This window comes from Paenibacillus daejeonensis DSM 15491, assembly GCF_000378385.1.
Classification (GTDB): Bacteria; Bacillota; Bacilli; order Paenibacillales; family Paenibacillaceae; genus Paenibacillus_D; species Paenibacillus_D daejeonensis.
In genome coordinates this window covers 125,787-150,325 of the sequence record NZ_KB899662.1, presented here as the reverse complement: position 1 = coordinate 150,325, position 24,539 = coordinate 125,787, and the positions used below count along the sequence as shown (strand labels likewise).

Genomic DNA, 24,539 nt, shown 5'->3' with positions numbered 1-24,539 from the left:
AATGACCGAGGAGATGGCCTTTTTTTATAGAAGAAAAGGGTAACCTGTGACACGACAGACCGTGTAGGGTAATGGTACAATAGGCACGGAATGATTATCGGGATAATATTCGGGAGGGAGATACATATGACAGAACAACCTACAAAAATCGAATCGATTATGGTGCTGCTTGAGGAGAGAAGGCCGCTACAGTCCCTGCAGCCAAGACGGATCTGGGATGAGGAGCTCGACAAGCAGATTGCCGAGCTTCGGATTCATGATACAAATGCGCAGACAGGCAATGCCGATAAGGTGCTCGCCATCCAATCTGGCCTGCATCTATGGAATGACAGCCTGGACCGCTCGCATACGTTATCACAGGATATGCATCATCCGACGGGCAGCTATTGGCATGGCATCATGCACCGGATGGAGGGCGATTTCAGCAATGCCAAGTACTGGATGAGACAGGCAGCTGGCCATCCGGCAATGACAGAGCTGCACCAGGAAGCAAGCCGTTGGCTGCGGGAGCAAGTGCAAGTGGAGGATCTGCCGCAAGGGGAGGTAAGAAGTGCACTGCAGCAGCTGCGGGACGCCGACGCCTGGAACCCCTACCCGTTCGTTGATGCTGTCGAGCGACTGCAGTACGAGCGGCAGGAGGATGAGCGTGCCCGTGAAGCATTGGAGCAGCTGCAGTTTTTGGAAATGAGAGCACTTCTTCAGTATTGTCTCCATACCTGAATCCATGAAGAAGCCTCCACCCCGCTTGTGGCGTTGGGATGGAGGCTTTGTTACGCCTATGGATGATCACTTATAGACCGCTTAATTCCCCATCGCCACGAATCGCGGCTGCCTGGTGCTTGGGATTCGCATGGAAAAAGCCGCTGCCGTTCACACGTTTCCCACCTGCCGTAATCAGCTCCAGCTCAATTTGGATGTCCTCGGCGGTATAGTAATACTGCAGCAAGGCCTCGTCCGCAATGCCGTTAACATCTACATACCATAGCCTTGAGCCCATCTCGGTCACAACGACGAGCTGCGCAGAAGCAAACATCAGCTGATGCTTGTCCGACTGCGATGTCATCTGAATCTCCGCTAATTCAAACTGCTCCACTCACAGCTCTCCTTTCCTTCCTGTGTTCGTTACCTTCACCAAACAATATAGAGGACGCGTCGATTTGTCAAATTTGAATAGGTTGGAATTGCTAGCAGAGGGAAGAAATGCTGGACAAGCGATACTGCTTTGCTTCAATATAAGAATGAATGCTTTTGGTTCAGAGGAGAGGAACAGCATGAAACATGTGAATACAAGTCAGGAATCCCCCTATACATATAAGTTAAGGATTGAACCGCTGGGTGACCGAGCTGTAACCGTAAGTGCTTCCAACGATACCATAACAAGCCAAGGCGCGGCGATGGCCGCCAGGCTCCATGAACTCCGGCCGGCCTGGCTCATCGATACCGTCCCCGCGTATGACCGGGTGACGGTATTCTACGATGCGGTGCAGGTGCGGCGCGAGGCGATGCAGAAGGGGCGCAAGGGTACGCCCTTCGAATTGGTGTGTGAAGCTTTGCAAGCGCTGTTTACGAGGACCGGGAGGGAGCAGAGCCAGGAGGCGGCCCGGGTGATCGAAGTCCCGGTCTGGTATGGCGGCAGGTATGGACCGGATCTGGAGGAAGCCAGCGAAAGAGCGGGCATGGACCCGGAACGCTTCGTCCGCATGCACCAGGAAGCGGAGCATGTGGTGGCAATGATCGGCTTTATGCCAGGTTTTCCTTACCTGACGGGGCTTCCGGGTGAGCTCGCCCAGCCTCGTAAGAGCATGCCGAGAGCCAGCGTCCCTGCCGGGTCGGTAGGCATTGCCGGCGAGCACACCGGCATTTATCCGCTAGCAGTACCCGGAGGCTGGCAGATTATCGGGCGCACACCGCTGCAGCTATTTGAGCCGGGACGTGCGGAGCCAGTGCTGCTGCGAGCGGGCGACCGTGTTCGCTTCGTTGCGACTGCGCCTCCGCTTCCTCCGGCAGAAGGAGGCGATAAGGCATGACCTTGCGAATCGTTGCACCGGGATTATTCACGACCGTGCAGGATCTTGGACGGCCGGGCCTGCGTCACACGGGTCTGTCAGCTGGCGGGGCGATGGACGCGTATGCGCTGCGGATCGCCAATCTGCTCACTGGTAATAGCGAGGGAGCGGCCGGACTGGAGATGACGCTTACCGGAGCTGAGTTCATAGCCGAGGAAGCGGTGCTGGTCGCTGTCTGCGGCGCCTATATGTCGCCGCAGGTGGACGGCGAAGAGGTGCCGACCTGGCGGCCGCTCTGGCTGGCCCGCGGAGCCCGGCTGCGCCTCGGCCGCGCGACCATTGGCTGCCGCGGCTACCTGGCGGTAGCCGGCGGCATTACCGTACCGCCGGCGCTGGGCGGCCGCGGTACCGATGTGCGCGCGGCCATCGGCGGCATCGCCGGCCGCGCCCTTGCCTCCGGCGACACCTTGCCCTGCGGCGGTGTCGCGGGCTCGCCCTGGGCGAGCGCGTGGGCGGCTGCGCTTGCCGCGCAAGCCCGCACGGCGGGGCGCAGCTGGGCCGCCCCGCCCTGGTGGGTGCCGCCGGCAGCCTACGGCGGCGGCGATGCGCCCGGCGGCATCGTGCTGCGCGCGATGCCGGGGCGGGAGAGCGGGCAGTTCAGCGAAGCTGCCCGCTCAGTGTTGTACCGGGAGCCGTACCGGGTGGCTCCCGCTTCGGACCGCATGGGGTGCCGGCTAAGCGGCCCCATGCTGGAACGCGAGACCCGTGCGGAGCTGCGCTCGCACGGGGTTGCGCCCGGCGTCGTGCAGGTGCCGCCGGGCGGCCAGCCGATCGTGCTGACGGCAGACTGTCAGACGACCGGAGGCTATCCGTGCATCGCGCATGTTGCATCAAGCGATCTGCCGCTGCTGGCGCAGGCTAAGCCGGGTGACTATATCCGCTTTCAGCCCGTTACGCTGGCTGAAGCGCAGGAGCTGGACCGGCTTGCGGAGCTGTCCATCCGGCATGCTGCGGTCGGATTGCAGGGTCGGCTACCTTAGAATGAACCGTGCAACAGCCTGTACGCCTGGCGCAGCCGTTTCACCTTGATTCAAAAGCATGATAGGTTTCGCATTTATAGGAGGAAATCATGTCCATCAACAGGGCGGAGAAGAAGACCATATGGACGGCAATTGCGGCGGTTCTCAGCTTTGCGCTGGTGTTGGCGCTGCGAGGCTGGATCTATACGGACTTCGAGGTACAGACGTACCTTCTCATACATACCGGCATTGAGTTTATTAATTACGGCATCTGCTTTGCCATGCTGATGCTGGGCAGTCTTTTTTTTCTGCATACGCTCACCGCGCATCGTTTGTATCTGGCGGCGCTGTACCTGGTTGTCGGCATGTTGGAGTTCATGCACATCTGGACGCATGAAGCCATGCCTTATTACATGGGCATCGGGGATACGTCCTCCAGTCTTGTGTATTCAGCAGCCGTACAGGTTATCAGCGTGGTCGGCATGTTTGCGATATTTCGGATGCCCGACCGCGTGATGCCTGCCAAGCGGCGGCTGCCGGTGCTTGTGTTTTCAGCGGTGCTGGGTTTACTGATTATCGCCTTCCTGCACGGGGGGATCGTGCAATGGGGAGAGCATCTGCTAAGCGGGGCCTGGTTGCTGGGCATGCGCACGGTGGCGGTGACGATTGTTTTTTCAGGGCTGTGCATGACCGCCTTTACCATTATGTACCGTAATCGAGCCGAGCGTCCCCAACCGCTCCTGACGATTGTTCAAGCATTGACGTGGCTGGCGGCAGCCACGACGGCGTTCGCTTTTGCATCTACGGCGACAGACTATTATATGGTGGCAGGGCATGTGTACAAGTTGATTGGATACTGTTATTTAATCAAGGGAATTTATCAGGTATCGATTGAGGAGCCTTATCGCCAGCGCAAGTTCTCGGAGGAGCGTATCAATTATTTGGCGTACCATGATGAACTGACTGGACTGCCTAATCGTCGCCTGCTGTCGGAGCGACTGAGCCGGGAGCTGACCCGTGCACATGAGAATGGTTCCATTATGGCGGTTCTGCTGCTGGATGTCGATCGCTTCAAGACGATCAATGATTCCCTGGGCCATACGGTAGGCGACCGCATCCTCCGCTCAGTGACCGAACGGCTGCTTGCGGTCGTGGATAATCGGGAGCATGTGTTTCGCATGGGCGGTGACGAATTCACCATTCTGCTCACCGATCTGGCTGCAAGAGAAGAGGCGGAAGCGACAGCAAAGCGGATCATTCAGTCGTTTACCGCACCGATTCCGATGGAGCATAGCGAATATCATATCACCGTCAGTGTAGGCGTATCCTTCTATCCGGACGAGGCAGACAACGTTGATGACTTGATCAAAAACGCAGATATTGCCATGTACAGCGCCAAAACGCTGCGCAATGAATATCGGCTGTTTACCCCAGGGATGAATAGCACAGCCGACGAACGGCTGTCGCTGGAGAATGATATGCGCCGGGCTCTGGAGCAAGGACAGTTCTTCCTGTTGTACCAGCCCCAATTGGACCTGATGAGCTCACGTACCGTAGGCGTGGAGGCGCTGATTCGCTGGCAGCATCCACACCGTGGGCTGCTCTCTCCCGTAGCATTCATCCCGATTGCCGAGGAGAACGGCCTCATTCTCCAGATCGGGGAATGGGTGCTGCATGAGGCATGCAGGCAGAACAAGCGGTGGCAGGAACAAGGCTTTTCGCCGATCACCGTATCCGTGAATTTATCCATGAGGCAGTTCGCCCAGACCGATCTCGTAGCGCGCGTTCAGAGCATCCTGGCGGAAACGGGCCTGGAGCCGCAATATCTGGAGCTGGAAATTACCGAGAGTATGACCTCCGATGTCGATTATGCAATCGGGACATTAACCGAGCTGAAGGCGCTTGGCGTCAAGATCAGCATTGATGACTTCGGCACCGGGTACAGCTCGCTGCTCTATCTCAAAAAATTCCCCATCGACAAGCTCAAGATCGACCGCTCCTTCGTTACCGATCTTACAGTGGATAGCAGTGATGCGGCGATTGTAACTACGATTGCCTTGATGGCCCGGCATTTGAATCTGAGAGTAACGGCTGAGGGAGTGGAGAACAGCGATCAGTTGAACTTTCTCAAGGAGCAGCAGTGCCAGGAGGCGCAAGGCTACTACTTTGCCAAACCGATCCTGCCGGGGGAGGTGGAGGATTGGCTGCGGTTGCCTGAAGAGGTTGGGGCTTGAAAATGACATTCACAGACACAAATGTGCAAGGTTCAGCCATGGTCGAGGCAATTTGGATAGCGTATGCTTAAGCTAAGAAATAACGCTTACCAATGAAGGGGGAGCCTCACCTATGGTACAGGCAAAAACGGCAAAAGCCAGTCCGCTAACCGAGGAGCAACGGATATTTTTTCAAGAAAACGGGTATGTTCTAATCAAGAAGGGCTGCAGTGACGATCTGATTAATGCATTTAATGGACATATTTACGATGTTCGCAACCAGGACCCGATGCCGCAATGGGCAGCATGTGACGCGACCAAAAAGTATACACTCCGCTTGTTTAATCCGCACAAGCATGACAGCTTCTCAAGGCAGATGATGAAGCTGCCGCTGGTGCGTGACGGACTGGCGCAGCTGATGGGACAGAAGGCGGTATGCGTGCAAAGCATGTACTTCTACAAAGAGCCCGGTTCGCCGGGGCAGGCATCTCATCAGGATTATTACTACATCAAAAACGATCCCATGACGATGATTGCCGCGTGGATCGCGCTGGAAGAAAAAGTTGACGAGGAGAACGGCTGTCTGTGGGTCATGCCCGGTACGCACAAGCTTGGGCTGTTGTCGCATGGTGCAGTAAGAAATCATGATGAGCATGAGCCATGGACGGAAGAGACAGAAGGTGTCGATACGACCAAGCAGATCCCGGTCATCATGGAGAAAGGCGATATCCTGTTCTTTCATGAGCTGCTCATCCACTCGTCCAACCGCAACCGCAGCAAAGACCGTTGGCGCCGCTCCTATGTATGTCATTACATCCGGGAAGATGCCAACGTCACCTTCCGCGAGGATCTGCGTGAGAAGTATCCGCTGGACTAAAGCATACAAAGAGGAGGAGCTATGAGCGACTGGAACAGCATTCAATCCGGCAAGCCCGGACCGCCGCGGCTCTCCATCGAACAGTCATGGTGGGCGATGGGAGGGCTGGGCGAAGGCGGCAAGGAATGGACGATGGAGCAGAAGTTCGAAAAGGTGGCCGAAGCGGGCTATCAGGGCATATCTGCTGTGATCCCTGCCCCCGCAGAGCAAGACCTCTGGCACACGCTGCTGGATCGTTATGGCCTGTCCTTCAGCGGAATTGCCTTTCCTACATCGCCTCGCAGTCTGAAGGAGGCACTGCAGGCGGCGAGTTCGTTTGGAAGGGTGCAGTACATGAACCTCCAGGTCATGGATGCCTTCGTTGTCGATCATGAGGCAGAGCGGCTGTTGGACGCCCTGCTGCGTACCGCAGAAGGGGAGCGGATGCCGACCTTCGTCGAAACGCATCGTGGCACGGTGACGCAAGACTTGATTCGGACTGTGAATTATGTAAGACAGGTGCCCCAGTTAAAACTCATCATCGACTTGTCTCACTATGTCGTGGCAGGAGAGATGAATGGTACATCTGCTGCCGCTGAACAGCACTTCGAGGCCCTATTGGATCGAACGGCAGGTATTCATGCTCGCATCTCCAATGGTGAGCAGGTTCAGGTAGATATTGGCCCGGAGGGCGATCATCCTATGGTTCCGCATTTCACCAGATGGTGGCGCAAGGGGATGTCTCGCTGGCTGGCAGGTGCAGCGGCGGGGCAGATCCTGCCCTTCGTAACCGAGCTGGGACCGCCCGGCTATTATGCCATAACCACGATGACTCCGGGCGGTGAAGCCGTAGAAATCTCCGACCGCTGGCAGCAGGCGCTGCTGTTCAAGCAGCTAGCAGAGCAGGAGTGGGGACAAGCAGTAACGGAAGCTGACAAGGGAACGGGCCATGAAGACGGGAACTGAAACCGTTCTACCCTATGATAGGGTTGCCACGACCACGGCAGGCTCGATCGTCTATCCGCCTGGCGGGGCGTTCGGACCGAGAATTCAGCAGGATGTGCAGCTCGTGCTACTGCACACCGGAGCCATGACCGTGACGATTGATCAGACTAGCCACACCGTACAGCCCGGTCACGCGGTCATTCTGCTGCCGGGGCATCAGGAGCAGTTCCACTTCGCAGACAAGCAGGAGACGTGGCATCGTTGGGTGGCCATCCATCTGGACGCTCCTGAGCCAGAGCTGCTGGATCTGCTTGGCGGATTGCCGTTCTGTGTGCCCTTGACGGAGGAACTGAACCGGCTTACGGACCTTGTCCTTGCCCTTCGGACCAAGCATGCGGAGAGCAGTGCGATCATGCGCAGCATGGGGCATGCCGCAATTCAGCTGTATGCGGATATGCACGGAAGTACAGAGGACGTAGCGCTGCACCCGTCCATGCGCAGCGCCAAGGATTGGATTCATGGGCATTTCGATGAAGAGATTACCCTTGAATCGCTAGCGGACCGGGCCGGCGTGTCGACGGAGCATCTCGTCCGGCTGTTCAAGAAATTCGAAGGCACGACACCGATCAAATATGTCTGGCAGTACCGCGTGCTGCGGGCTGTGGAAATGCTGCGTTTCACGGGACTGACGATAACAGAAATTGCGTACCGTTGCGGCTTCAAGACCTCGTTTCACTTTGCAAGGCTTGTCAAGCAACAGACTGGCCTGCAGCCTACCCAGATCAGGAGGCAGTCCTGGGAGCCGCCTGAATTATGAACGTGCATGTCTATTGAGTGGGGCCATATCCACAAACATCTGGAAAAGAAAAAAGCCTATGCGGGTCCGCATAGGCTTTTTTTGTTGATTCTCATTATATTGTGTATCGCTAAGGACGGTTCTACGGTTCTACAGATCGCCCCAGTTGAGATTGGAGGACTTGCTGTAGTTCGTGACCTTCTGCTCGAAGAAGTCGGTTTTCATGCCGTTCATGTTACTGAAGCTCTCAACCCAGCGCATCGGATGCTCGACCACTTCAGGATACAGAATCTCCAGGCCCAGCTTGCGCAGACGTTCGTTGGAGAGGAACTTGATATATTGGTCAATGATATCGTTCGTAAGACCGGCAATCTGGTTGTTGGTGATGTATTGACCCCATTCAATTTCATGCTCGACGGCAGTCTTCATCATGTGGCGCAGTTCTTCAACGAAAACTGGCGTGAATAGCTCTGGGTTTTCCTTGCGGACCTCACGGAAGATGCCCTGGAACAAAGCCAGATGCGTCAGCTCATCCCGCTGGATGTACTTGATCTCGGAGACAGTGCCGAGCATTTTGCCCTGGCGTCCAAGCGCATAGAAGAAGCTGAAGCCACTGTAGAAGTAGATGCCTTCGAGAATATAGTTGGCCATGATCGTCTTGACGAGATTTTGCGAAGACGGGTTGGCGATGAAATTCTCATACAGATCCGTGATGAACCGGTTGCGTTTGAGCAGGTTTTTATCTTCCCGCCACAGGTTGTAGATTTGGTCCCTCACCTCAGCCGAGCAGACACTGTCCAGAATGTACGAGTAGCTCTGGCTGTGCACCGCTTCCTGGAACGTTTGAACCGTCAGGGTCAGATTGACCTCAGGGGCAGTAATATACTCGTTAATGTTGGGCAGGTTAGCAGTCTGCAGGGAATCCAGAAAGATCAGGAAGCTGATGATTTTATCGTAGCTGTTGCGCTCGGAGAGCGACAAATTCTTATAGTCTTTGGCGTCCTGGGCCAGAGGAATCTCCTCAGGAATCCAGAAGTTGTTCATCATCGTCCGGTACATCTTGGTGGCCCAGTCGTATTTTACGTTATTAAGCTCAATCAGGTTGGTGGTGTTGCCTCCAATGATCCGGCGCTTGCCCCAGTCGCGATCGCCGTCCTCATTGAACAGCTTCTTGGGCTGCAGTTCCATGTTAATCCTGTTTTTAGTTTTCCGAAGGAAAACTCACTTCGGAAGCATGTGCTTAGTTTTCCGAAGGAAAACTCACTTCGGAAGCGTGTGCTTTGTTTTCAATTTGTAACGGCCACCACGGCAGCTATTGTGCCTCGAATCGTGCTTTTGAGATTCTAACGGACGTGAGCGCAGTTATTCTCGTAATTAGGGTTGGTTATGACGCGTTTACGAGGAAATAGCTGCGCTGGTGGCCGTTAGACAAGTGGCCTACGTATATTTCGCAAGATAAGCGCCATGGTGGCCGTTAGAGATAAGCTGCAGCGGCCACCATGACGCGTTACTCAGCTTGCAAAGGCTTAGGAGCTGCAGCTTTCGCAGTCTTCAACTTCCAGACTCTTGTTACGGACGTAGTAGACGGTTTTGAGTCCGTTTTTCCAGGCCGCCATGTAGAGATCCAGGAATTCCTTGGCCGAGTAGTTCGGCGTTATATACAAGTTGAAGGATTGCGCTTGGTCGATATGGCGCTGGCGCTTGCCGGCGGCTTTGATGCTCCAGTGCTGATCGATATGGTGCGCTTCCTTGTAGAACCAGAAGGTATCCTCGTTCAGATTCGGCGCGGTTTGCGGGATGACTGCATTTTTCTTCTCTTCGACAAAGAATTTGTTGAAGATCGGGTCGATGCCTGCCGTTGAACCCGCGATTAGCGAGGTCGAAGCCGTAGGCGCGATGGCGAACATCCAGGCGTTCCGGACGCCATGCTCGGCAACCTGAGCCTTCAGCTCCTGCCACTCCGCACTCTCATAGCCGCGCTGCTCGAAGTAAACGCCGGTGTGCCATTCGCTGCCCTCGAATACGGGATACGCCCCTTTTTCCTTGGCAATATTCATCGAAGCCTTGATGGCATAATAGTTAATCCATTCGTACAGCTCGTCTGCCCGTTCCAGATGCTCGTCACTTTCCCAAGCGATACTGTTCAATGCCAGCCACTGGTGATAGCCGCTTGTACCAAGGCCGACCGCGCGGTACTTCTTGTTAGTGATTTCCGCTTGCGGGATCGGATAGTGGTTCAAATCGATGACATTGTCCATCATCCGCATCTGGCAGGTGACGACTTCCTCGATCTCTTGCTTGGTGCGCGTGCGCCCCAGGTTGAGGGAGGAGAGGTTGCATACGACATAATCGCCGCTCTTGATTTTGGTCGTAATGATTCCGTCCTCGTGTGTGGTCTGGATGAACTCGGTCGGGCTCATGTTCTGGCAGATCTCGGTGCACAGATTGGAGCAGTAGACGATCCCTTTGTGCTTGTTCGGGTTGGCCCGGTTGACGGTATCACGGTAGAAGACAAACGGCGTACCTGTCTCGAAGGAGCTCGTCAAAATTTTCTTCATAATTTCAATTGCCGGTACTTCCTCACGGCTCAGCGACTCATGGTTCACACAAGCCTCGTAGCGCGCTTCCCACTCTTCGCCATAGGAGTCCTCGAGCGACCAGCCCATGTACTCACGCACCTCAAGCGGATCAAACAGGTACCACGACTCGCGGTTCTCTACTTTGCGCATGAACAGGTCCGGAATACAGACGCCAGGGAAGATATCATGTGCCTTCATGCGGTCGTCACCGTTGTTGGTCTTGAGGTTCAGGAAGTCAAAGATATCCTTGTGCCACACGTCCAGGTAAATCGCTACAGCGCCGGAACGGACGCCGAGCTGATCGACGGCGATAGCTGTATTATTGTAGTTTTTAATCCACGGCACGACGCCGCCGGCCACGCCTTTGTAGCCCCGGATGTTGGAGCCGCGGCTGCGGACTTTACCGATGTAGATACCCATGCCGCCGCCAAATTTGGAGACTTGTGCAAAGCTGGAATCGACATTGTAAATGCCCCACAGGTTATCAGGCACGGTATCGATGAAGCAGCTGGAGAGCTGATGGAACGGCTTGCGCGCATTTGCCAGTGTCGGCGTGGCTACAGTCATTTGCAGGCGGCTCAGCACGTCATAGAATTTCTTGGCCCAGTGGAGCTTGTCCTGCTCTTTCATCGCCAGATGCATGGCAACGCCCATGAACATTTCCTGCGGCAGCTCCAGGATGTCGCCGTTGTAGCCTTTGATCAGATAGCGGTCAGCCAGCGTCTTCAGACCAATATAGTTGAAGAGATAATCGCGTTCTGGCTCAATGTAGTTGCCCAGCTCCTGAATTTCCTCGCGGGTATAATGCTCAAGAATATAAGTGCCATAGAGCTTCTTGTCGGTCAAGTACGTCAACAGTGAATAGAAATCGCCATAGCCGAAGTAGCCGTACTTGCGGTTAATTTGCGATTCTTTGTACAGATCGTATACAAGCAGCTTGGCGGCGACATACTGCCAATTAGGCTGCTCAATGCTGGTCTTTTCTACAGCAACCTGAATCAGGGTGCGTTGAACTTCCTTGGTCGTGATGTTGTTGCGGAAGTAAGGGAGCAAGGCAGTCTCCAGCTCCAGCGGGTCACAGCCCTCAAAATCGACGCATGCAAAATCGATGACCTTTTTCAACTTGGAGAAAATGAGCTCTTCCTTCTGGCCATTGCGTTTAATAATATCCAATTGCTAGTGTCACTCCTTATGTAAGTTCTAATAAAAAGAACTGAATATACAAGATCTTGTTGCTTAGATAAATTTACACCCTACATATAGTGCTGTCAAGGAAAGGACGCGAAGTCCCGACAAGCTCTCATTGTACCTGATACGGTGGATTTGTTCAATGTTTTGACGTTGGTATATTGATGCTAGATTTAGTAAACTAGCATTGGATAAGGTAAAGAGAGGAAGTGTTCCCTTGTATTCATCTGCAAGGCTGCCGCGTTACCGCGCGCAACGATATATATTGGCTCTGGTGCTCATCGCCGTTCTGTCGGCGGGCTGGCTGATCCAGCCGCAGACGGCTGCCGCGCATGCAACTGCAGAGTCGTTCACGCCAGAGCCGGGGGCCCAAATGGAGGAGAGCCCGCCAGAGGTGGCCATACAGTTCAATGAACAAATCGAAGCCCAGGTCGGCTCGCTACGGGTGTTGGATTCGCAGTCTAATCCGGTAACCGATGAACGAGCGGGCGTATCGGATGACCGAACCACAATCCGGCTGGGTCTGCCGGAACTCTCCGAAGGGGTCTACACCGTCTCCTTTAATATAATCTCTGCTGATGGTCATCCGGTGAATGGTTCGTATATCTTCGTCGTCGGGGATCCCCCGGGTGGGCGCGATGCCTCTTCGTTTAATCTGCATGAGCAGTTGGGGCATACCGGACATGCTGTCGCGACGCAGCTCACAACGGCGGAGCTGGCGCTCTACGGCGCGAGAATATTGTATTATCTCTCCTTGTTGATCGCGGCGGGCTTGATGCTGTGGCACGCAATGCTGCGTAATAAGAGCGAGGTTGTGCTTGGGGCCTTCCGCTCATGGGGATTGTGGCTGATGCGGGCCTATCTGGTCGGTTCGTTACTCTATGTATTCGTTCATTCGCGGGAGCTCATGCAAGGGCAGCCCACAGAGGACTGGTTGGTGCTGTTCACACGAACAGAGATCGGCCTGACATGGGCCGCAATTGTCGTGGTTGCGCTACTGGGCTTCCTGGTCTTGAAGGCAGGCCGGCTGCCACGGGCGATATGGGCGCTGGCGGCGCTGGGTCTGGAGGGCTGGAGCGGTCATGCCTCCGCCTATGAGCCGCTCGTGTACTCACTGGGTCTGAATATCATTCATATCGCAGCTTCTGCAGTCTGGGCAGGGGGGCTATTCTTGCTGCTGGCGTTATGGTTTGAGGAACGCAAGGATGCGGGTCGCTTTGCAGCGACCTTTACGACGGCCGCCTGGATTTCAATCCTGGTGCTTACAGTAACCGGCGTGTTATCGACCCTGTTGTTCATTCCGAGCATGGAATATCTCTTCTATACAGCCTGGGGTACGCTGCTTCTAATCAAGACGGGTCTGGTGTTGTTGGTTGTCATCGTCGGCTTCCTGCTGCGGCTGCGGATCAAACGCGGCAATCTGCCAGCAGGGCAGCTGCTCAAGGCGGATGCGGTGCTCATGGCATTGATTATTGCGATCGTCGGGATTTTCACCTACATTAGCCCGCTGCCTGCCAATGAGCCGGTATCCGAGCATTTAATGGGACAAGAAATGCATATTACGCTTCGGATTACACCTAATGTACCGGGTGCGGACAATCACATTATCACCAAAGTATGGCTGCCTGATGAGGTGGGGGAACCCAAATCCGTCACGTTGACCCTGCGCTCGGAGGATCAACCGGAGCTGGGAGCGATCGAAATTCCGATTCAGCCTTATGATGACGAGGAGGTCGACACCTTTACCGGCTTCACCAAGGCTACCTTCCAGGCCACCGGACGGTATATTCCGTTCGCCGGCAACTGGTTGGCCCAGCTTCGTATCCGTGATGTGAATGATATCGAACGGGTGCATGAGGAGCGGTTCCGCAACTATTAAGTACGTGTGTCTAAGCTTGATGCAGCAACAAAGGAGGCGTGCCGCATGTCCTATAAACAGATTAAATGGCTGATTCTCTGGATCCCGACACTGACGATCGGGGTCTGGGAGTATCTCCGGCACACGGTGCTGCTTCCTTATCTGTCGATGGAGCTGGGCAATCTGCTCTCGCCGTTTATTGTGTTTGCCATCACAGTGACACTGCTGCGGACGCTATTCACCAAGATGGAGGCTACGCAAGAAACCTTGCGGCGGGAACAGTCGCTGAAGGCGGCACTGGAGGAACGGGAGCAATTGGCCCGCGAGCTGCATGACGGCATCTCGCAGTCGTTGTTTCTGTTGTCTGTTAAGCTGGATAAGCTGGAGCATTCGGACAGCAAGGAAGAAACCCAGGAGCAGACGCGTCAGATTCGCAGCACGGTCAGACATGTGTACGAGGATGTGCGCCAATCGCTTGCTGCACTTAAGGAGGCACCAGTCATTACAGATCAGCCGTGGACCCAGTCCGTGAAGACGCTGGCGGCCGAGATCCAGAGCGGCAGCGGCGTCCAGATCGAGCTGGACTGGCGGCTCTCCGACGCCATTCTCTCGCCCAAGGAAAAGGTGGAGCTGCTGTCGATCATCCGGGAGGCGTTGCTCAATGTCCAGAAGCATGCAGGGGCAACTCACGCGTCTGTGCGCTGCCGAAGTCTCGGTAGTACGGCTGCCGAAGGCTTCAGCTGCCAGATTCGTGACAATGGTATCGGACTCCCTGAGTCCAGGCGGAGGGCAAGCGGATGTTACGGCTTGCGGATGATGGAGAGTCGGGCGGAGGCGATGGGATGGCAGCTGCATATTCACGCTGACGGGGGAACAGTGGTGGAGATCGAACGGAAAGGGAGCGTGTCCAAATGACCGATGATGTGACAGAAGCACGGGAGCGTCAGGTTGATGTCTTGCTCGTCGATGATCATCCCCATGGTCGCGAAGGGATGCGGAGCATTCTCGAAGGCGACCCCCTCTTCCGGATTGTGGGAGAAGCCGTCAGCGGCGAAGAGGCGATCGAGATGAATGAGCAGCTCGTCCCGAACATGATCCTGATGGATATCAGTATGCCGGGGATGGGCGGACTGGAGGCGACAAGACGTATCAAGTCCCACAGTCCGGAGGTCAAAATTGTCATGGTCACCGTATCCGACGATATTACCCACCTCTTCGAAGCGCTGAAGCGGGGGGCACAAGGCTATTTGCTGAAAAATCTGATGCCTTCCTCCTGGCTGGAGTACCTCCGAGCCATCGCTGTGGATGAGGCCCCCATGTCCAAGGAATTGGCTTTTCGTCTGCTGCAGGAGTTTGCTTCGAGCGATGGGGCACCTGTGGCGCAACCGACAAATCCGCCACCGCATGCAGATCAAGGGACGACACCGCTTACGCCACGCGAGCAGGAGGTGCTGGAGCGGGTTGCCCAGGGCGAATCCAACCGCGAGGTGGCAGAGGCGTTCGGGATCTCGGAGCATACGGTCAAGAATCATCTGAAGCATATTCTCCAGAAGCTCCATCTTGCCAACCGCGTGCAGTTAACCCGTTATGCCTATGAACAGGGGCTCATGAACCGTCCACGATGAGCTGTACATGAGGTCACAAAGCTGTCACCTCGTATAGCCCGAACGAGTCATGTGCAGGTTAGCTGTACAAACTATACTCTTAATAGATGATAACTATAGAATGGGTGGTTGGAGAGATATGGTAAGTAAAACATTGCGATTAAGTGTGCTGCTGGGACTATTGGTGATGCTCGTGGCCAGTGTAGCCAGTGCTCATGTCACTGTAAGTCCGGCCGAGGTGGCCAAAGGCTCGTTCGAGGTATTCACCGTTCGTGTGCCGAGCGAGACCAAAGATACCCATACGATTGAGGTCCGGGTAGCTGTTCCCGAAGGCGTCAACATTACCCGTACCGAGCCCAAGGCCGGTTGGATTACCGAGCTGGAGCGCACAGATAACCGGATCGTCAGTGTGACTTGGCGGGCTGAAGGCGAAGGCCTCGCCGACACCGAATTTACGGAATTCCGGATGCAGGGCCGAGTGGCAGAAGATGCGACAGAGCTCGTCTGGCGTGCTTATCAGACCTATGCTGACGACAGTGTTGCCGAGTGGATTGGCGCCCCCAACACCGATTCTCCGATGCCAGCCTCTCTGACTACAGTCATTGAGGGTGAAGCACAGGACGATGGTCATGGGCACAGTCATGGCGGCAGCGATGCAACGACGGACGCTGGTCAGCCAGCTTCAGAGGATCCCACTGCTCAGGCCCCATCCACCGATGAAGCCGCCGCACCGGCAGCTTCCGGTGTGAGCACAGCAACGCTGTGGATTGCCATTGTAGCTGTTGTACTCTCGGCCCTGGCGCTGTTCATTGTATTGACGCGCGGCCGCAAAGCGTAAGGCATCGCAATAAGCATCGAGCCCTACAAGCCCACGATTTTGATCGTGGGTTTTTTGTAATTATAAGAATTTATATGTTTCACATATAGATCAGCTTATAATTCTCCGGAATAAAACTTGTCTCGCCGCCAAAGGACGGCTCAGCCGTTTCACCTTGTGAAACTAAACTATTAACCTTTTCTCATGAAAATGAAACGTACAGCTTGCTAGCTGCGTACTACATGGTGTCAGGTTTGCATAGCTATGAGCATTTACCAACGAGAGGAGAACAAGCATGGAAGTACACACAGGGGGAAAAGGCACCGAACCGGCCCGTATGCCGAATGTGCCCAAGGGTCTGTTTCGCAACATCATTATCGGTGTCATCGTATTGATTGTCATTATTATCGGCTCAACCTCATTCTACACAGTAGAGGAACAGGAGCAGGCGGCGATCCTTACATTTGGGTCATATGGCTCGACGACTTCAAGTCCGGGTCTTCACTTTAAATGGCCTTATCCTATTCAGGAAGCGGTCATCGTGCCGGCTAATCTGGAGCAGCGGATTCACATCGGCTATACTGAGCGTGGAGGCGAAATCGTCTCGGTCGACTCTGAAGCGCTTATGATTACGGGGGATGAGAATATTGTTTCGGCCGATGCAGTCGTCGAGTGGAAGGTCGCTGATCTGAAGCAGTATTTGTACAATATCTCGGATTCAGAGACGTTCCTGCGCAACTCCGCCATCTCGGCAATTCGCTCCGTCATCGGCTCCAACAAGCTGGATTTTGCCATCACCGACGGTAAGACGGCAATCCAGTCTGATGTGAGAGCCAAATTAATTGAGCTGCAAGAGCAATATGAGACAGGAATTCAAATCATCGATGTGAAGTTCCAGGATATCGAGCCGCCGATTGGTAAAGTGCAGGAAGCGTTCAAGGACGTTACGAATGCCAGAGAGCAGCGCAGCACCAAGATCAACCAGGCGCAAAGATATGTGAATGATATTCTCCCGAAAGCTCGCGGTGAAGCGCAGGCCTTGCTGGAGCAAGCAGAATCGGAGAAGCACTCGCGGATCGTCAATGCGCAAGGTGACGTGGCCAAGTTTAATGCGGTGTACAACGAGTTTGTTAAAAATCCGAATGTCACCAGCAACCGACTGATTCTCGAAACGTTTGAGAAGGTGCTGCCAGGCGCGAAGGTCATTATTTCGGATGGTGGAGGCGACACGGTCAAGTATCTGCCGCTGAATGAACTGCTGAAATCGAGCAGCTCCAACACATCAACAGGCACAACGACGCCTACACCGGCTCCTGCACCTACCCCACCGCCGCCACCTGCAGAGCCGGAAACCGCCGATGAGCCAGCAGCACAAGGAGGGACACAATAATGGTAAAACGTATCGGAGCACTCGTTGTCGTTGTTGTAGCTCTTATCCTGCTGCTTTCATCCGTATTTGTTGTTAAAGAAGGCGAATACAGGGTCGTGCTGCGCTTCAGTGAAGCTGTCAAAATTCACTCAGAACCCGGCATGAAGTTTAAGGTTCCATTTATTGAGACCACCACTTCACTTCCGCGGTACCAGATGGTGTACGATGACAACAAGCCGACCGAGATTCTGACCAAGGACAAAAAACCGATTATCGTGGATAACTATACGGTATGGAAGATTACAAGCCCACAGCAATTCTTGCGCACTTTGAGAACGATCAGCTCTGCGGAGAGCCGGATTGGGGACAATGTGTACAGTACCGTTCGCCGAAAGCTGTCGGAAATTGAGTACGGGGATATTATTAGCGAGAATACCGCCCGTGGCGACTTGAATGCGGAGATTACCCGCGAGGTGGCTGAGACCGCCGATCGTCAGAATTATGGTATTCAAATCGTCGATGTCCGTATTAAGCGTACGGATCTGCCAGAGGAGAACAAGGACAGTGTGTACGAGCGGATGATCTCTGACCGTCAGTCGATTGCTGCCGGTTACCTCTCGGAAGGTGACGAGGAGTCCCGCAAGATTACGGCTGCCGCCGACCGTCAGGCTCGCGAGCTAATCGCGAAGGCGGAATCTGACGCCAAGATGATTATCGCCGAGGGTGAGGAAGAAGCGGCACGTATTTATAATGAAGCGTACGGCAAGGACGCGAATTTCTATCAGCTGTACCGTACCCTGGAGAGCTATGTGACCACCATCCAGGACGAGACAATCATCATGCTGCCGGTGGATTCGCCGTATACGCGAATTTTGCTTGGACGCGAATAATGGATTACACAACTGGACGGCGCTATGCCGTCCAGTTTTTTTTCTGCATTGCAACCGATTGCCTGTCTCGATGCATCTTAGTAGTATAGAGATGACAAGAGGGAGAGAAATTCATGTACATAAGAATCAAAGCCGGTACGCTCGTCGCCTGCCTCCTCGTGGTGGCCTTGTGCGCGGGAATCGCTTATACGTTATGGAATCAAGGGAAAGCGGACCGGCTGGTCCAGCAGATATTGGAAGCGAACCCGATGAGCGAGGATCGCATCGACATTACCTCCAACGGCTATGCGTACACCCACCCGACCGAGCAGAAGGTTTCATATGAGCAGGCGCTTGCTTATGCTCTGGAGATGGTCGAGGAGTATCCCGACCACATGTGGACACAAGCGAACTCGGCTTATACATTGGGTCAACTGTATCTGAAAACCGGCCATCGCGACGAGGCGCTGAGCTGGTTCAAGAAAGCCGATTCGCACTGGAACGAGGAGGCCGGCAGATGGATCTCAATCCTTGAGCGGCCAGATCCCGATACCGCTCAGCTGTCGCTAAGCGGCAGAGTGCTGATGGATGGCGAGCCGCAAGCGGATGCGCTCGTCTATCTGCGGCCGACGGATGCTAATAGCTGGTATAGCCCAGGGTATCTGAGCTATCCAACCGTCATGACCGACCAGGATGGAATCTATCGGTTTTATGACGCACTTCCCGGTAGCTATGAAGTGGGCGTCGCCATCCTGCCAGAGCAGTTGGAAGGTCTGGTACGAACGAATGCGACGGAGGAGCCACTTGTCTTGGAGGCCGGATCTTCCAAGACCTTCGATGTCCGGTTCGTTCCCAAACTGGAGACGATTGCTCCCACAAACGGGACTGAGATCGAAACGGACCAAATTAGATTTGAATGGGAGCCTTATCCCGAGGCTGTCTCGTACAGAATCAACATTCAATCGCTCGTACCAGACGAGAACGGACAGTTGAAGGGGAGAGGCGCCATCGGCTTGCAGGAGAGCTGGACGGACACAGAAGCAGTCTATGAGATTGCTGAGCTGAGAGGATACGAGGGGGGCGTTCACTATGACACTGAAGGGCCGGCTCCCCAGTCTATCCTTGGGATCGTTTACCCAGGTGGGCATTTCAGCTGGTCAGTGGATGCTTATGATGCGCAAGGACGCAAGCTGAGCAGCAGTAGTTCGTATTATGCGGCCTATACGAACCAGTTGCCGTTATTTTCCCTGTCAGTGGAAGGCCAGCTAGCAGGGGACCGATATGTATTGGCTCGCGACTATGAAGCGGCCATTGCCGCATACAAGCAAGAAGAGCATCGCCAGGAGGCGATCCGTGCACTTGGACTGATCTATGCCTTCGGTACAGATATGCGAGAGAAAGGCAAGGATGTTGAACTGGCCAAGAGCTATCTAAACCAGCTGACAGATCCGACCCCGTTCGACCAGCAGATTCTGGCCAGCTTGGAGCGGGAGGGGCAGCCAAGGTGAGCGGGGAAACACAAGACCATTTGGCACCAGCGCACCCCGACCGTGTGCTGGCCGAACGGATGAAAGCCGGTGATCAGGAGGCACTGCGTCTGGTTATGGAGCGTTATGGCGGCATGATCGTCCGTACCGCTTTTCTGCTGTTGCGTGATCGGCACTGGGCTGAAGATGTCAGTCAAGAGGTATTCATCACGGCGTACCGCGGGATCAGTCAACTGCAAGATAGCGGCTCACTTAAGCCCTGGCTGGTGCGAATTGCCATGAATGAATGCAGACAGCGGATGCGGCGGGCGGCCTGGAAACGGCTGATTTTTCGCGACAAGGGATGGGATGATCAATTGGGGGTAACCCCTGGGCCGGAGGAGTCGGCAGAGGCTATGTCGCTGGCAGCGGACATCCAGACCTTACCTTACAAATATCGAGAGGTTGTTGTCCTGTACTATTATCACGATCTCACCGTAGAGTCGATTAGTGAGCAACTGCGGGAGAAGACAGGCACGGTCAAGAGCAAGCTGGCCAGAGCTCGAGCCATGCTGAGAAACAAGCTGCAGGAGGAGGAATGAATATGCCGAAGAAGCGCAAGACGCAAGTGCAGGAGCAACTGCAGACCGAAACGATGGATATAGCATTTACAACAGAGATGGCGGATCAGGTGATAAATAGACTGGATCGGCCGATCCCCTGGTGGCAGCGTGAAATTCGCATTCATGTTCCTGGTGCTCTGGTAACGGCCTGTCTCGCAATCGGCCTCGTGTTCTGGTTCTCAGGGTCGCCTGCGCCGGAACCTTCTCAGGCTACAGGGCCGCTGGTTGCACTGGATTCGGGGATTTTCCTGGAATCGGATCTGCGTGAGTGGATCAGCGGTAAATAAGGAGCAGGTTATTCCCGTATATCCGTCACGCCGAGCTTGCGTCACTCCACTCTCTTACGCTATAATATGAGGATAATAAATGCAGTGATGGAGAAGAGTACGCAGTGCTACTGAACAGGGAGAGGACGCCGCGATTGAGAGTGTCTTCACAGAATCAGGCTGCCGAAGTTCACTCCGGAGCAGCCCTCTGAACGGCTGGCGCCCCGCGTCATGCACCTGTAGGAGGTGCCGGCACCAGACCGTTATTTGGCTAAGGGATTGCAAGGGCGTTTTCGTATGCCTGGCAGTCCGAATTAGGGTGGTACCACGGTTCTTTCGTCCCTTGCGGGGAGAAAGGGCCTTTTTTATTTGTTTTAGAATCTGTAAGTTTTCGGGGCCCCGCAAAGTATCTGACTAAGCTTCGAAGAGAAGGCTCCAGTTTGTGGGGATATTTTATTTGGAATCAGGAGGCGAATCAGCTATGAAAGAAAGACTGGAAGCCCTGCGCACAGAAGCGCTAGAGGCGCTGCAGCAGGTAACCGATCCGGGTGCTCTGAACGAGCTGCGGATCAAGTATTTGGGCAAAAAAGGCGGACTGACCGAAATCTTGCGCGGCATGGGTGGACTAAGCGCAGAGGAACGGCCGGTCATCGGTCAAGTGGGTAACGAGGTTCGAGGTGCGATTGAAGCAGCGATTGACGAGCTGCAAGAACGTTTCCAACGTGAGGAAACCGAGTCCAGACTGCGCGCGGAAACCATCGACGTGACGCTGCCGGGCAAAGCCCCGCTGAGCGGTGCGGTTCATCCCTTGAACAAAGTGGCACAGGAGCTGGAGGACGTCTTTATCGGCATGGGCTACACCATCGCTGAAGGGCCGGAAGTGGAAGAGGATTACTACAATTTCGAAGCGCTTAACCTGCCCAAGAACCACCCGGCACGCGATATGCAGGACTCGTTCTATATTACGGATGAGATTCTGATGCGCACACATACGTCTCCGGTTCAAGTGCGGACGATGAAACAAATGAACGGCAAGCCCGTCAAGGTCATCTGCCCGGGCAAAGTATACCGCCGCGATGATGATGATGCGACACATTCGTTCCAATTCAACCAGATTGAAGGTCTGGTCATTGATAAAAATATTCGGATGAGTGATTTGAAGGGGACACTGCTCCAATTCGTGCAGCAGATGTTCGGCCAGCAGGCCCAGATCCGTCTTCGTCCAAGCTTCTTCCCGTTCACCGAACCAAGTGCGGAAGTAGACGTGACCTGCGTCCAATGCCAAGGCCATGGCTGCCGGATGTGTAAGCAGACGGGCTGGCTGGAGATTCTCGGCTGCGGGATGGTGCATCCGCGCGTGCTTGAGATGGGCGGATATGATCCCGAGGAAGTCAGCGGCTTTGCCTTCGGCATGGGTGTGGAACGAATCGCCCTTCTGAAATACGGCATTGATGACATCCGTCATTTCTACGCCAACGACCTCCGGTTCCTGAACCAATTCGCCAGAATGTGAAGCCTGAATATATTTGCAACCTCTAGAAGGGGAAGGATGAACAGATAATGAACGTATCCTATAAATGGCTAAACGAATATGTTGATCTCAGCGGGCTGAGTCCCGAGGAGATTGCGGAGCGGATGACGCGCGGCGGTATCGAAATTGACCGCGTCGAGTCGCGTAATCAAGGGGTAACCGGCGTGGTCGTCGGTTATGTCAAGAGTAAGGAAAAGCATCCAGACGCTGACAAGCTGAATGTGTGTAAAGTCGACGTCGGGACTGACGAGGAGCTGCAGATCGTCTGCGGTGCAGCCAATGTAGACAGTGGCCAGCATGTGCCCGTCGCCGTGGTAGGTGCCAAGCTGCCGGGTGGAATGAACATTAAGCGCGCCAAGCTGCGCGGGGTAGAATCGCAAGGTATGATCTGCTCGGCCAAGGAGCTGGGGCTGCCTGACAAGCTGCTGCCGCGTGAGCAGCAAGAGGGCATATTGGTATTGCCTGCCGACCTGAAGCTGGGAACCCCCATCACTGAGGTTCTTGGACTGGAAGATGCGATTCTGGAGCTCGATCTGACGCCGAATCGTTCGGACTGTCTGAGTATGCTGGGTGCGGCCTATGAAGTAGCGGCACTGACTGGGTTGGACGTCAAGCTGCCAGAGAGCCGGATTATCGATACGGCAGAGCAGGCATCGGATTATGTGTCTGTAGCTATCGAGGCAGAAGAGCAGTGCCACCATTATTCGGCCAGGTACATCAAAGGCGTGAAGATTGCTCCATCGCCGCTGTGGCTGCAGAACAGGCTAGTCGCTGCTGGCGTGCGTCCGATCAACAATATTGTGGACATCACGAACTATGTGATGCTGGAGTATGGACAGCCACTGCATGCGTTTGACGCGGATCTGGTGTCAGGTGGACGAATCGTTGTGCGGATGGCGCATGACGGCGAGATCCTGCAGACCCTGGATGATCAGGAGCGCAAGCTGGACTCTTCCATGCTGGTTATTACGGACGGTGAACAGCCGATCGCGCTGGCAGGCGTCATGGGCGGTGCAAGCAGTGAAGTGTCGGCGGATACCGTCAATATTTTGCTCGAATCTGCTCGCTTCGACGGCGGTACCGTTCGCAAGACGTCCCGTCAGTTGGGTCTGCGGTCCGAGTCAAGCGCACGATTTGAGAAAGGCGTGGACCCCGAGCGCGTGCTCTTGGCGCTGGATCGCGCTGCCGGACTGATGGCCCAGTTGGCTGGCGGTCTTGTGGCGGAGGGGGTTGTACAGGCAGGTGAAGTGGGCGCAGAGCCGGCTGTCGTATCGGTTGCGTTAGCCAAAATCAACCGTTACCTGGGCACCACACTCTCCGGGCTGGAAGTGAAGACGATCTTCGGTCGCCTTGGGTTCGCTTTTGAGGTCGCGGCAGACGATGTTTTTGAAGTGAGTGTACCTACAAGACGGGGAGACATTACTCGCGATGTGGATTTAATAGAAGAGGTTGCCCGTCTGTACGGATACGATAATATTCCAACGACTCCAATTGAAGGTGCATCAACACCAGGCTCGCTGACCGTTCCCCAAGCCATTCGCCGTGAGCTCCGCAAGCGGCTGACGAATGCCGGCCTGCATGAGGCGATCAGCTATTCGTTCACATCGCCTGCACAGACCGATCTGTTCCCGGATCTGGCGGAGCAAGTGCGGCCAGTACGGCTGGCAATGCCCATGAGCGAGGACCGCAGTGTGTTGCGGACCAGCTTGCTGCCACAGCTATTGGAGATCGCAGCTTATAACCGCAATCGCAAGAATGACAATGTGACGGTATTCGAGATTGGCAGTGTGTTCCACACGGATGAAGAGACACTCACCCGCCTGCCTCATGAGAAGCATCGTCTGGCTGGACTTCTGACCGGCAGCAGACGCCAGAGCCAGTGGAATGTTAAGGCTGAGGCAGTTGACTTCTACGATGCCAAGGGCTTGCTGGAGGAGATCTTCCGACTGCTCGGCGTGCAGAACAGCATCCGCTACGAAGCAGCAGCGCCTACCCATTATCACCCGGGCCGGACGGCTGCGGTACTGCTCGAGACAGGACGCGGCTATGAGCGGATCGGCTTTGTAGGTCAGCTTCATCCGGAGCAGCAACGCGACTTGGATTTGCAGGATACGTACCTCTTTGAGCTGGAGCTGGGACAGCTGTATGATGCAGCGGATGCAGCAATCGTCTATAAGGCGTTGCCGCGCTTCCCGGCGAGCGGTAGAGATATTGCAGTCGTTGTTGATCGCACGGTACAAGCCGGGGCGCTCACGGCTGCCATTGCCGAGACCGCCGGCGAGCTGCTGGAATCGGTAGAGGTGTTTGATATCTATACCGGTGAGAAGCTTGGCGCTGAGAAGAAGAGCGTTGCACTCTCCTTGATCTATCGTCATTCCGAGCGCACGCTGACGGATGAAGAAGTAACGGAACTACATGGCAAGGTCGTGGCCCAATTGGAAGAATCTTTTGGTGCCGAATTGAGAAAATAGGCAGGAAAACACAAAGTCACATCGAAGTAGTTCCAAGTGAACAGCGATGTGACTTTTTCCACG

General features: G+C 54.9%; 21 protein-coding genes and 1 other annotated feature. Of the genes, 18 read left to right on the top strand and 3 right to left on the bottom strand.

Going from position 1 to position 24,539, the window contains the following annotated elements:
- The first annotated feature begins 126 nt into the window (after positions 1–126).
- Complete coding sequence (locus F556_RS0114105; protein ID WP_020617616.1) at positions 127–720, top strand: hypothetical protein; 594 nt, start codon at positions 127–129, stop codon at positions 718–720.
- 70 nt (positions 721–790) lie between these two features.
- Here F556_RS0114105 and F556_RS0114100 read toward each other — a convergent pair whose 3' ends face one another.
- The gene (locus tag F556_RS0114100) at positions 791–1,093 is read right to left on the bottom strand and encodes a hypothetical protein (RefSeq protein WP_020617615.1); all 303 of its coding nucleotides are present in this window, start codon (positions 1,091–1,093) and stop codon (positions 791–793) included.
- Between the two features lie 178 nt (positions 1,094–1,271).
- Here F556_RS0114100 and pxpB point away from each other — a divergent pair, with 178 nt between their 5' ends.
- From pxpB to F556_RS0114070, 6 genes are all read left to right on the top strand, one after another.
- Entirely contained in the window at positions 1,272–2,027 is a 756-nt protein-coding gene (pxpB, locus tag F556_RS34045; RefSeq protein ID WP_020617614.1) for a 5-oxoprolinase subunit PxpB, read from the top strand.
- Positions 2,024–3,046 (top strand): 5-oxoprolinase subunit C family protein, encoded by a 1,023-nt coding sequence (locus tag F556_RS0114090; protein ID WP_020617613.1) that lies wholly within the window; start codon positions 2,024–2,026, stop codon positions 3,044–3,046. Before pxpB ends, F556_RS0114090 begins: the two co-directional genes overlap by 4 nt.
- Before the next feature lie 89 nt (positions 3,047–3,135).
- Complete coding sequence (locus F556_RS0114085) at positions 3,136–5,259, top strand: putative bifunctional diguanylate cyclase/phosphodiesterase (protein WP_020617612.1); 2,124 nt, start codon at positions 3,136–3,138, stop codon at positions 5,257–5,259.
- Between the two features lie 112 nt (positions 5,260–5,371).
- A complete protein-coding gene (locus F556_RS0114080) occupies positions 5,372–6,115 on the top strand; it encodes a phytanoyl-CoA dioxygenase family protein (protein WP_020617611.1) in 744 nt (247 codons plus the stop codon).
- 21 nt (positions 6,116–6,136) lie between these two features.
- The gene (locus F556_RS0114075; RefSeq protein ID WP_020617610.1) at positions 6,137–7,060 is read left to right on the top strand and encodes a sugar phosphate isomerase/epimerase family protein; all 924 of its coding nucleotides are present in this window, start codon (positions 6,137–6,139) and stop codon (positions 7,058–7,060) included.
- Entirely contained in the window at positions 7,044–7,856 is an 813-nt protein-coding gene (locus F556_RS0114070) for an AraC family transcriptional regulator (protein WP_020617609.1), read from the top strand. Before F556_RS0114075 ends, F556_RS0114070 begins: the two co-directional genes overlap by 17 nt.
- A 129-nt stretch (positions 7,857–7,985) precedes the next feature.
- Here F556_RS0114070 and F556_RS0114065 read toward each other — a convergent pair whose 3' ends face one another.
- Positions 7,986–9,023 carry a ribonucleotide-diphosphate reductase subunit beta gene (locus tag F556_RS0114065; RefSeq protein WP_020617608.1) on the bottom strand — a complete coding sequence of 346 codons (1,038 nt, stop codon included), beginning with the start codon at positions 9,021–9,023 and terminating at the stop codon, positions 7,986–7,988.
- A 338-nt stretch (positions 9,024–9,361) separates the two neighbouring features.
- Positions 9,362–11,587 (bottom strand): ribonucleoside-diphosphate reductase subunit alpha, encoded by a 2,226-nt coding sequence (locus tag F556_RS0114060; RefSeq protein WP_020617607.1) that lies wholly within the window; start codon positions 11,585–11,587, stop codon positions 9,362–9,364.
- A gap of 232 nt (positions 11,588–11,819) precedes the next feature.
- On the opposite strand from F556_RS0114060, the gene F556_RS0114055 reads away from it, so the two are divergent.
- The 11 genes from F556_RS0114055 (at position 11,820) to pheT (ending at position 24,476) form a co-directional block, all read left to right on the top strand.
- On the top strand, positions 11,820–13,481 hold the full coding sequence (locus tag F556_RS0114055; protein WP_020617606.1) for a copper resistance CopC/CopD family protein: 1,662 nt from the start codon (positions 11,820–11,822) through the stop codon (positions 13,479–13,481).
- 45 nt (positions 13,482–13,526) lie between these two features.
- A complete protein-coding gene (locus F556_RS0114050; protein ID WP_020617605.1) occupies positions 13,527–14,375 on the top strand; it encodes a sensor histidine kinase in 849 nt (282 codons plus the stop codon).
- The gene (locus F556_RS0114045) at positions 14,372–15,085 is read left to right on the top strand and encodes a response regulator (protein WP_020617604.1); all 714 of its coding nucleotides are present in this window, start codon (positions 14,372–14,374) and stop codon (positions 15,083–15,085) included. Before F556_RS0114050 ends, F556_RS0114045 begins: the two co-directional genes overlap by 4 nt.
- 118 nt (positions 15,086–15,203) lie before the next feature.
- A complete protein-coding gene (locus F556_RS0114040; protein WP_040716572.1) occupies positions 15,204–15,902 on the top strand; it encodes a YcnI family protein in 699 nt (232 codons plus the stop codon).
- A gap of 274 nt (positions 15,903–16,176) precedes the next feature.
- A complete protein-coding gene (hflK, locus tag F556_RS0114035; RefSeq protein ID WP_020617602.1) occupies positions 16,177–17,271 on the top strand; it encodes an FtsH protease activity modulator HflK in 1,095 nt (364 codons plus the stop codon).
- Positions 17,271–18,140, top strand: a complete 870-nt coding sequence (gene hflC / locus F556_RS0114030) for a protease modulator HflC (RefSeq protein ID WP_020617601.1) — start codon at positions 17,271–17,273, stop codon at positions 18,138–18,140. Before hflK ends, hflC begins: the two co-directional genes overlap by 1 nt.
- Before the next feature lie 113 nt (positions 18,141–18,253).
- Positions 18,254–19,627, top strand: coding sequence for a hypothetical protein (locus F556_RS0114025; RefSeq protein WP_020617600.1), 1,374 nt, complete (start codon positions 18,254–18,256; stop codon positions 19,625–19,627).
- A complete protein-coding gene (locus F556_RS34040) occupies positions 19,624–20,187 on the top strand; it encodes an RNA polymerase sigma factor (protein ID WP_020617599.1) in 564 nt (187 codons plus the stop codon). The genes F556_RS0114025 and F556_RS34040 overlap by 4 nt, the downstream gene beginning before the upstream one ends.
- A gap of 2 nt (positions 20,188–20,189) precedes the next feature.
- Positions 20,190–20,495: a hypothetical protein gene (locus F556_RS0114015; RefSeq protein ID WP_020617598.1), complete on the top strand. Its 306-nt coding sequence runs from the start codon at positions 20,190–20,192 to the stop codon at positions 20,493–20,495.
- Positions 20,496–20,570: 75 nt separating this feature from the next.
- Positions 20,571–20,821 (top strand) — a binding site (T-box leader).
- Positions 20,822–20,955: 134 nt separating this feature from the next.
- Positions 20,956–21,987, top strand: a complete 1,032-nt coding sequence (gene pheS / locus F556_RS0114010) for a phenylalanine--tRNA ligase subunit alpha (RefSeq protein WP_020617597.1) — start codon at positions 20,956–20,958, stop codon at positions 21,985–21,987.
- A 47-nt stretch (positions 21,988–22,034) separates the two neighbouring features.
- Positions 22,035–24,476, top strand: a complete 2,442-nt coding sequence (gene pheT / locus F556_RS0114005) for a phenylalanine--tRNA ligase subunit beta (protein ID WP_020617596.1) — start codon at positions 22,035–22,037, stop codon at positions 24,474–24,476.
- The last annotated feature ends 63 nt before the right edge of the window (positions 24,477–24,539 follow it).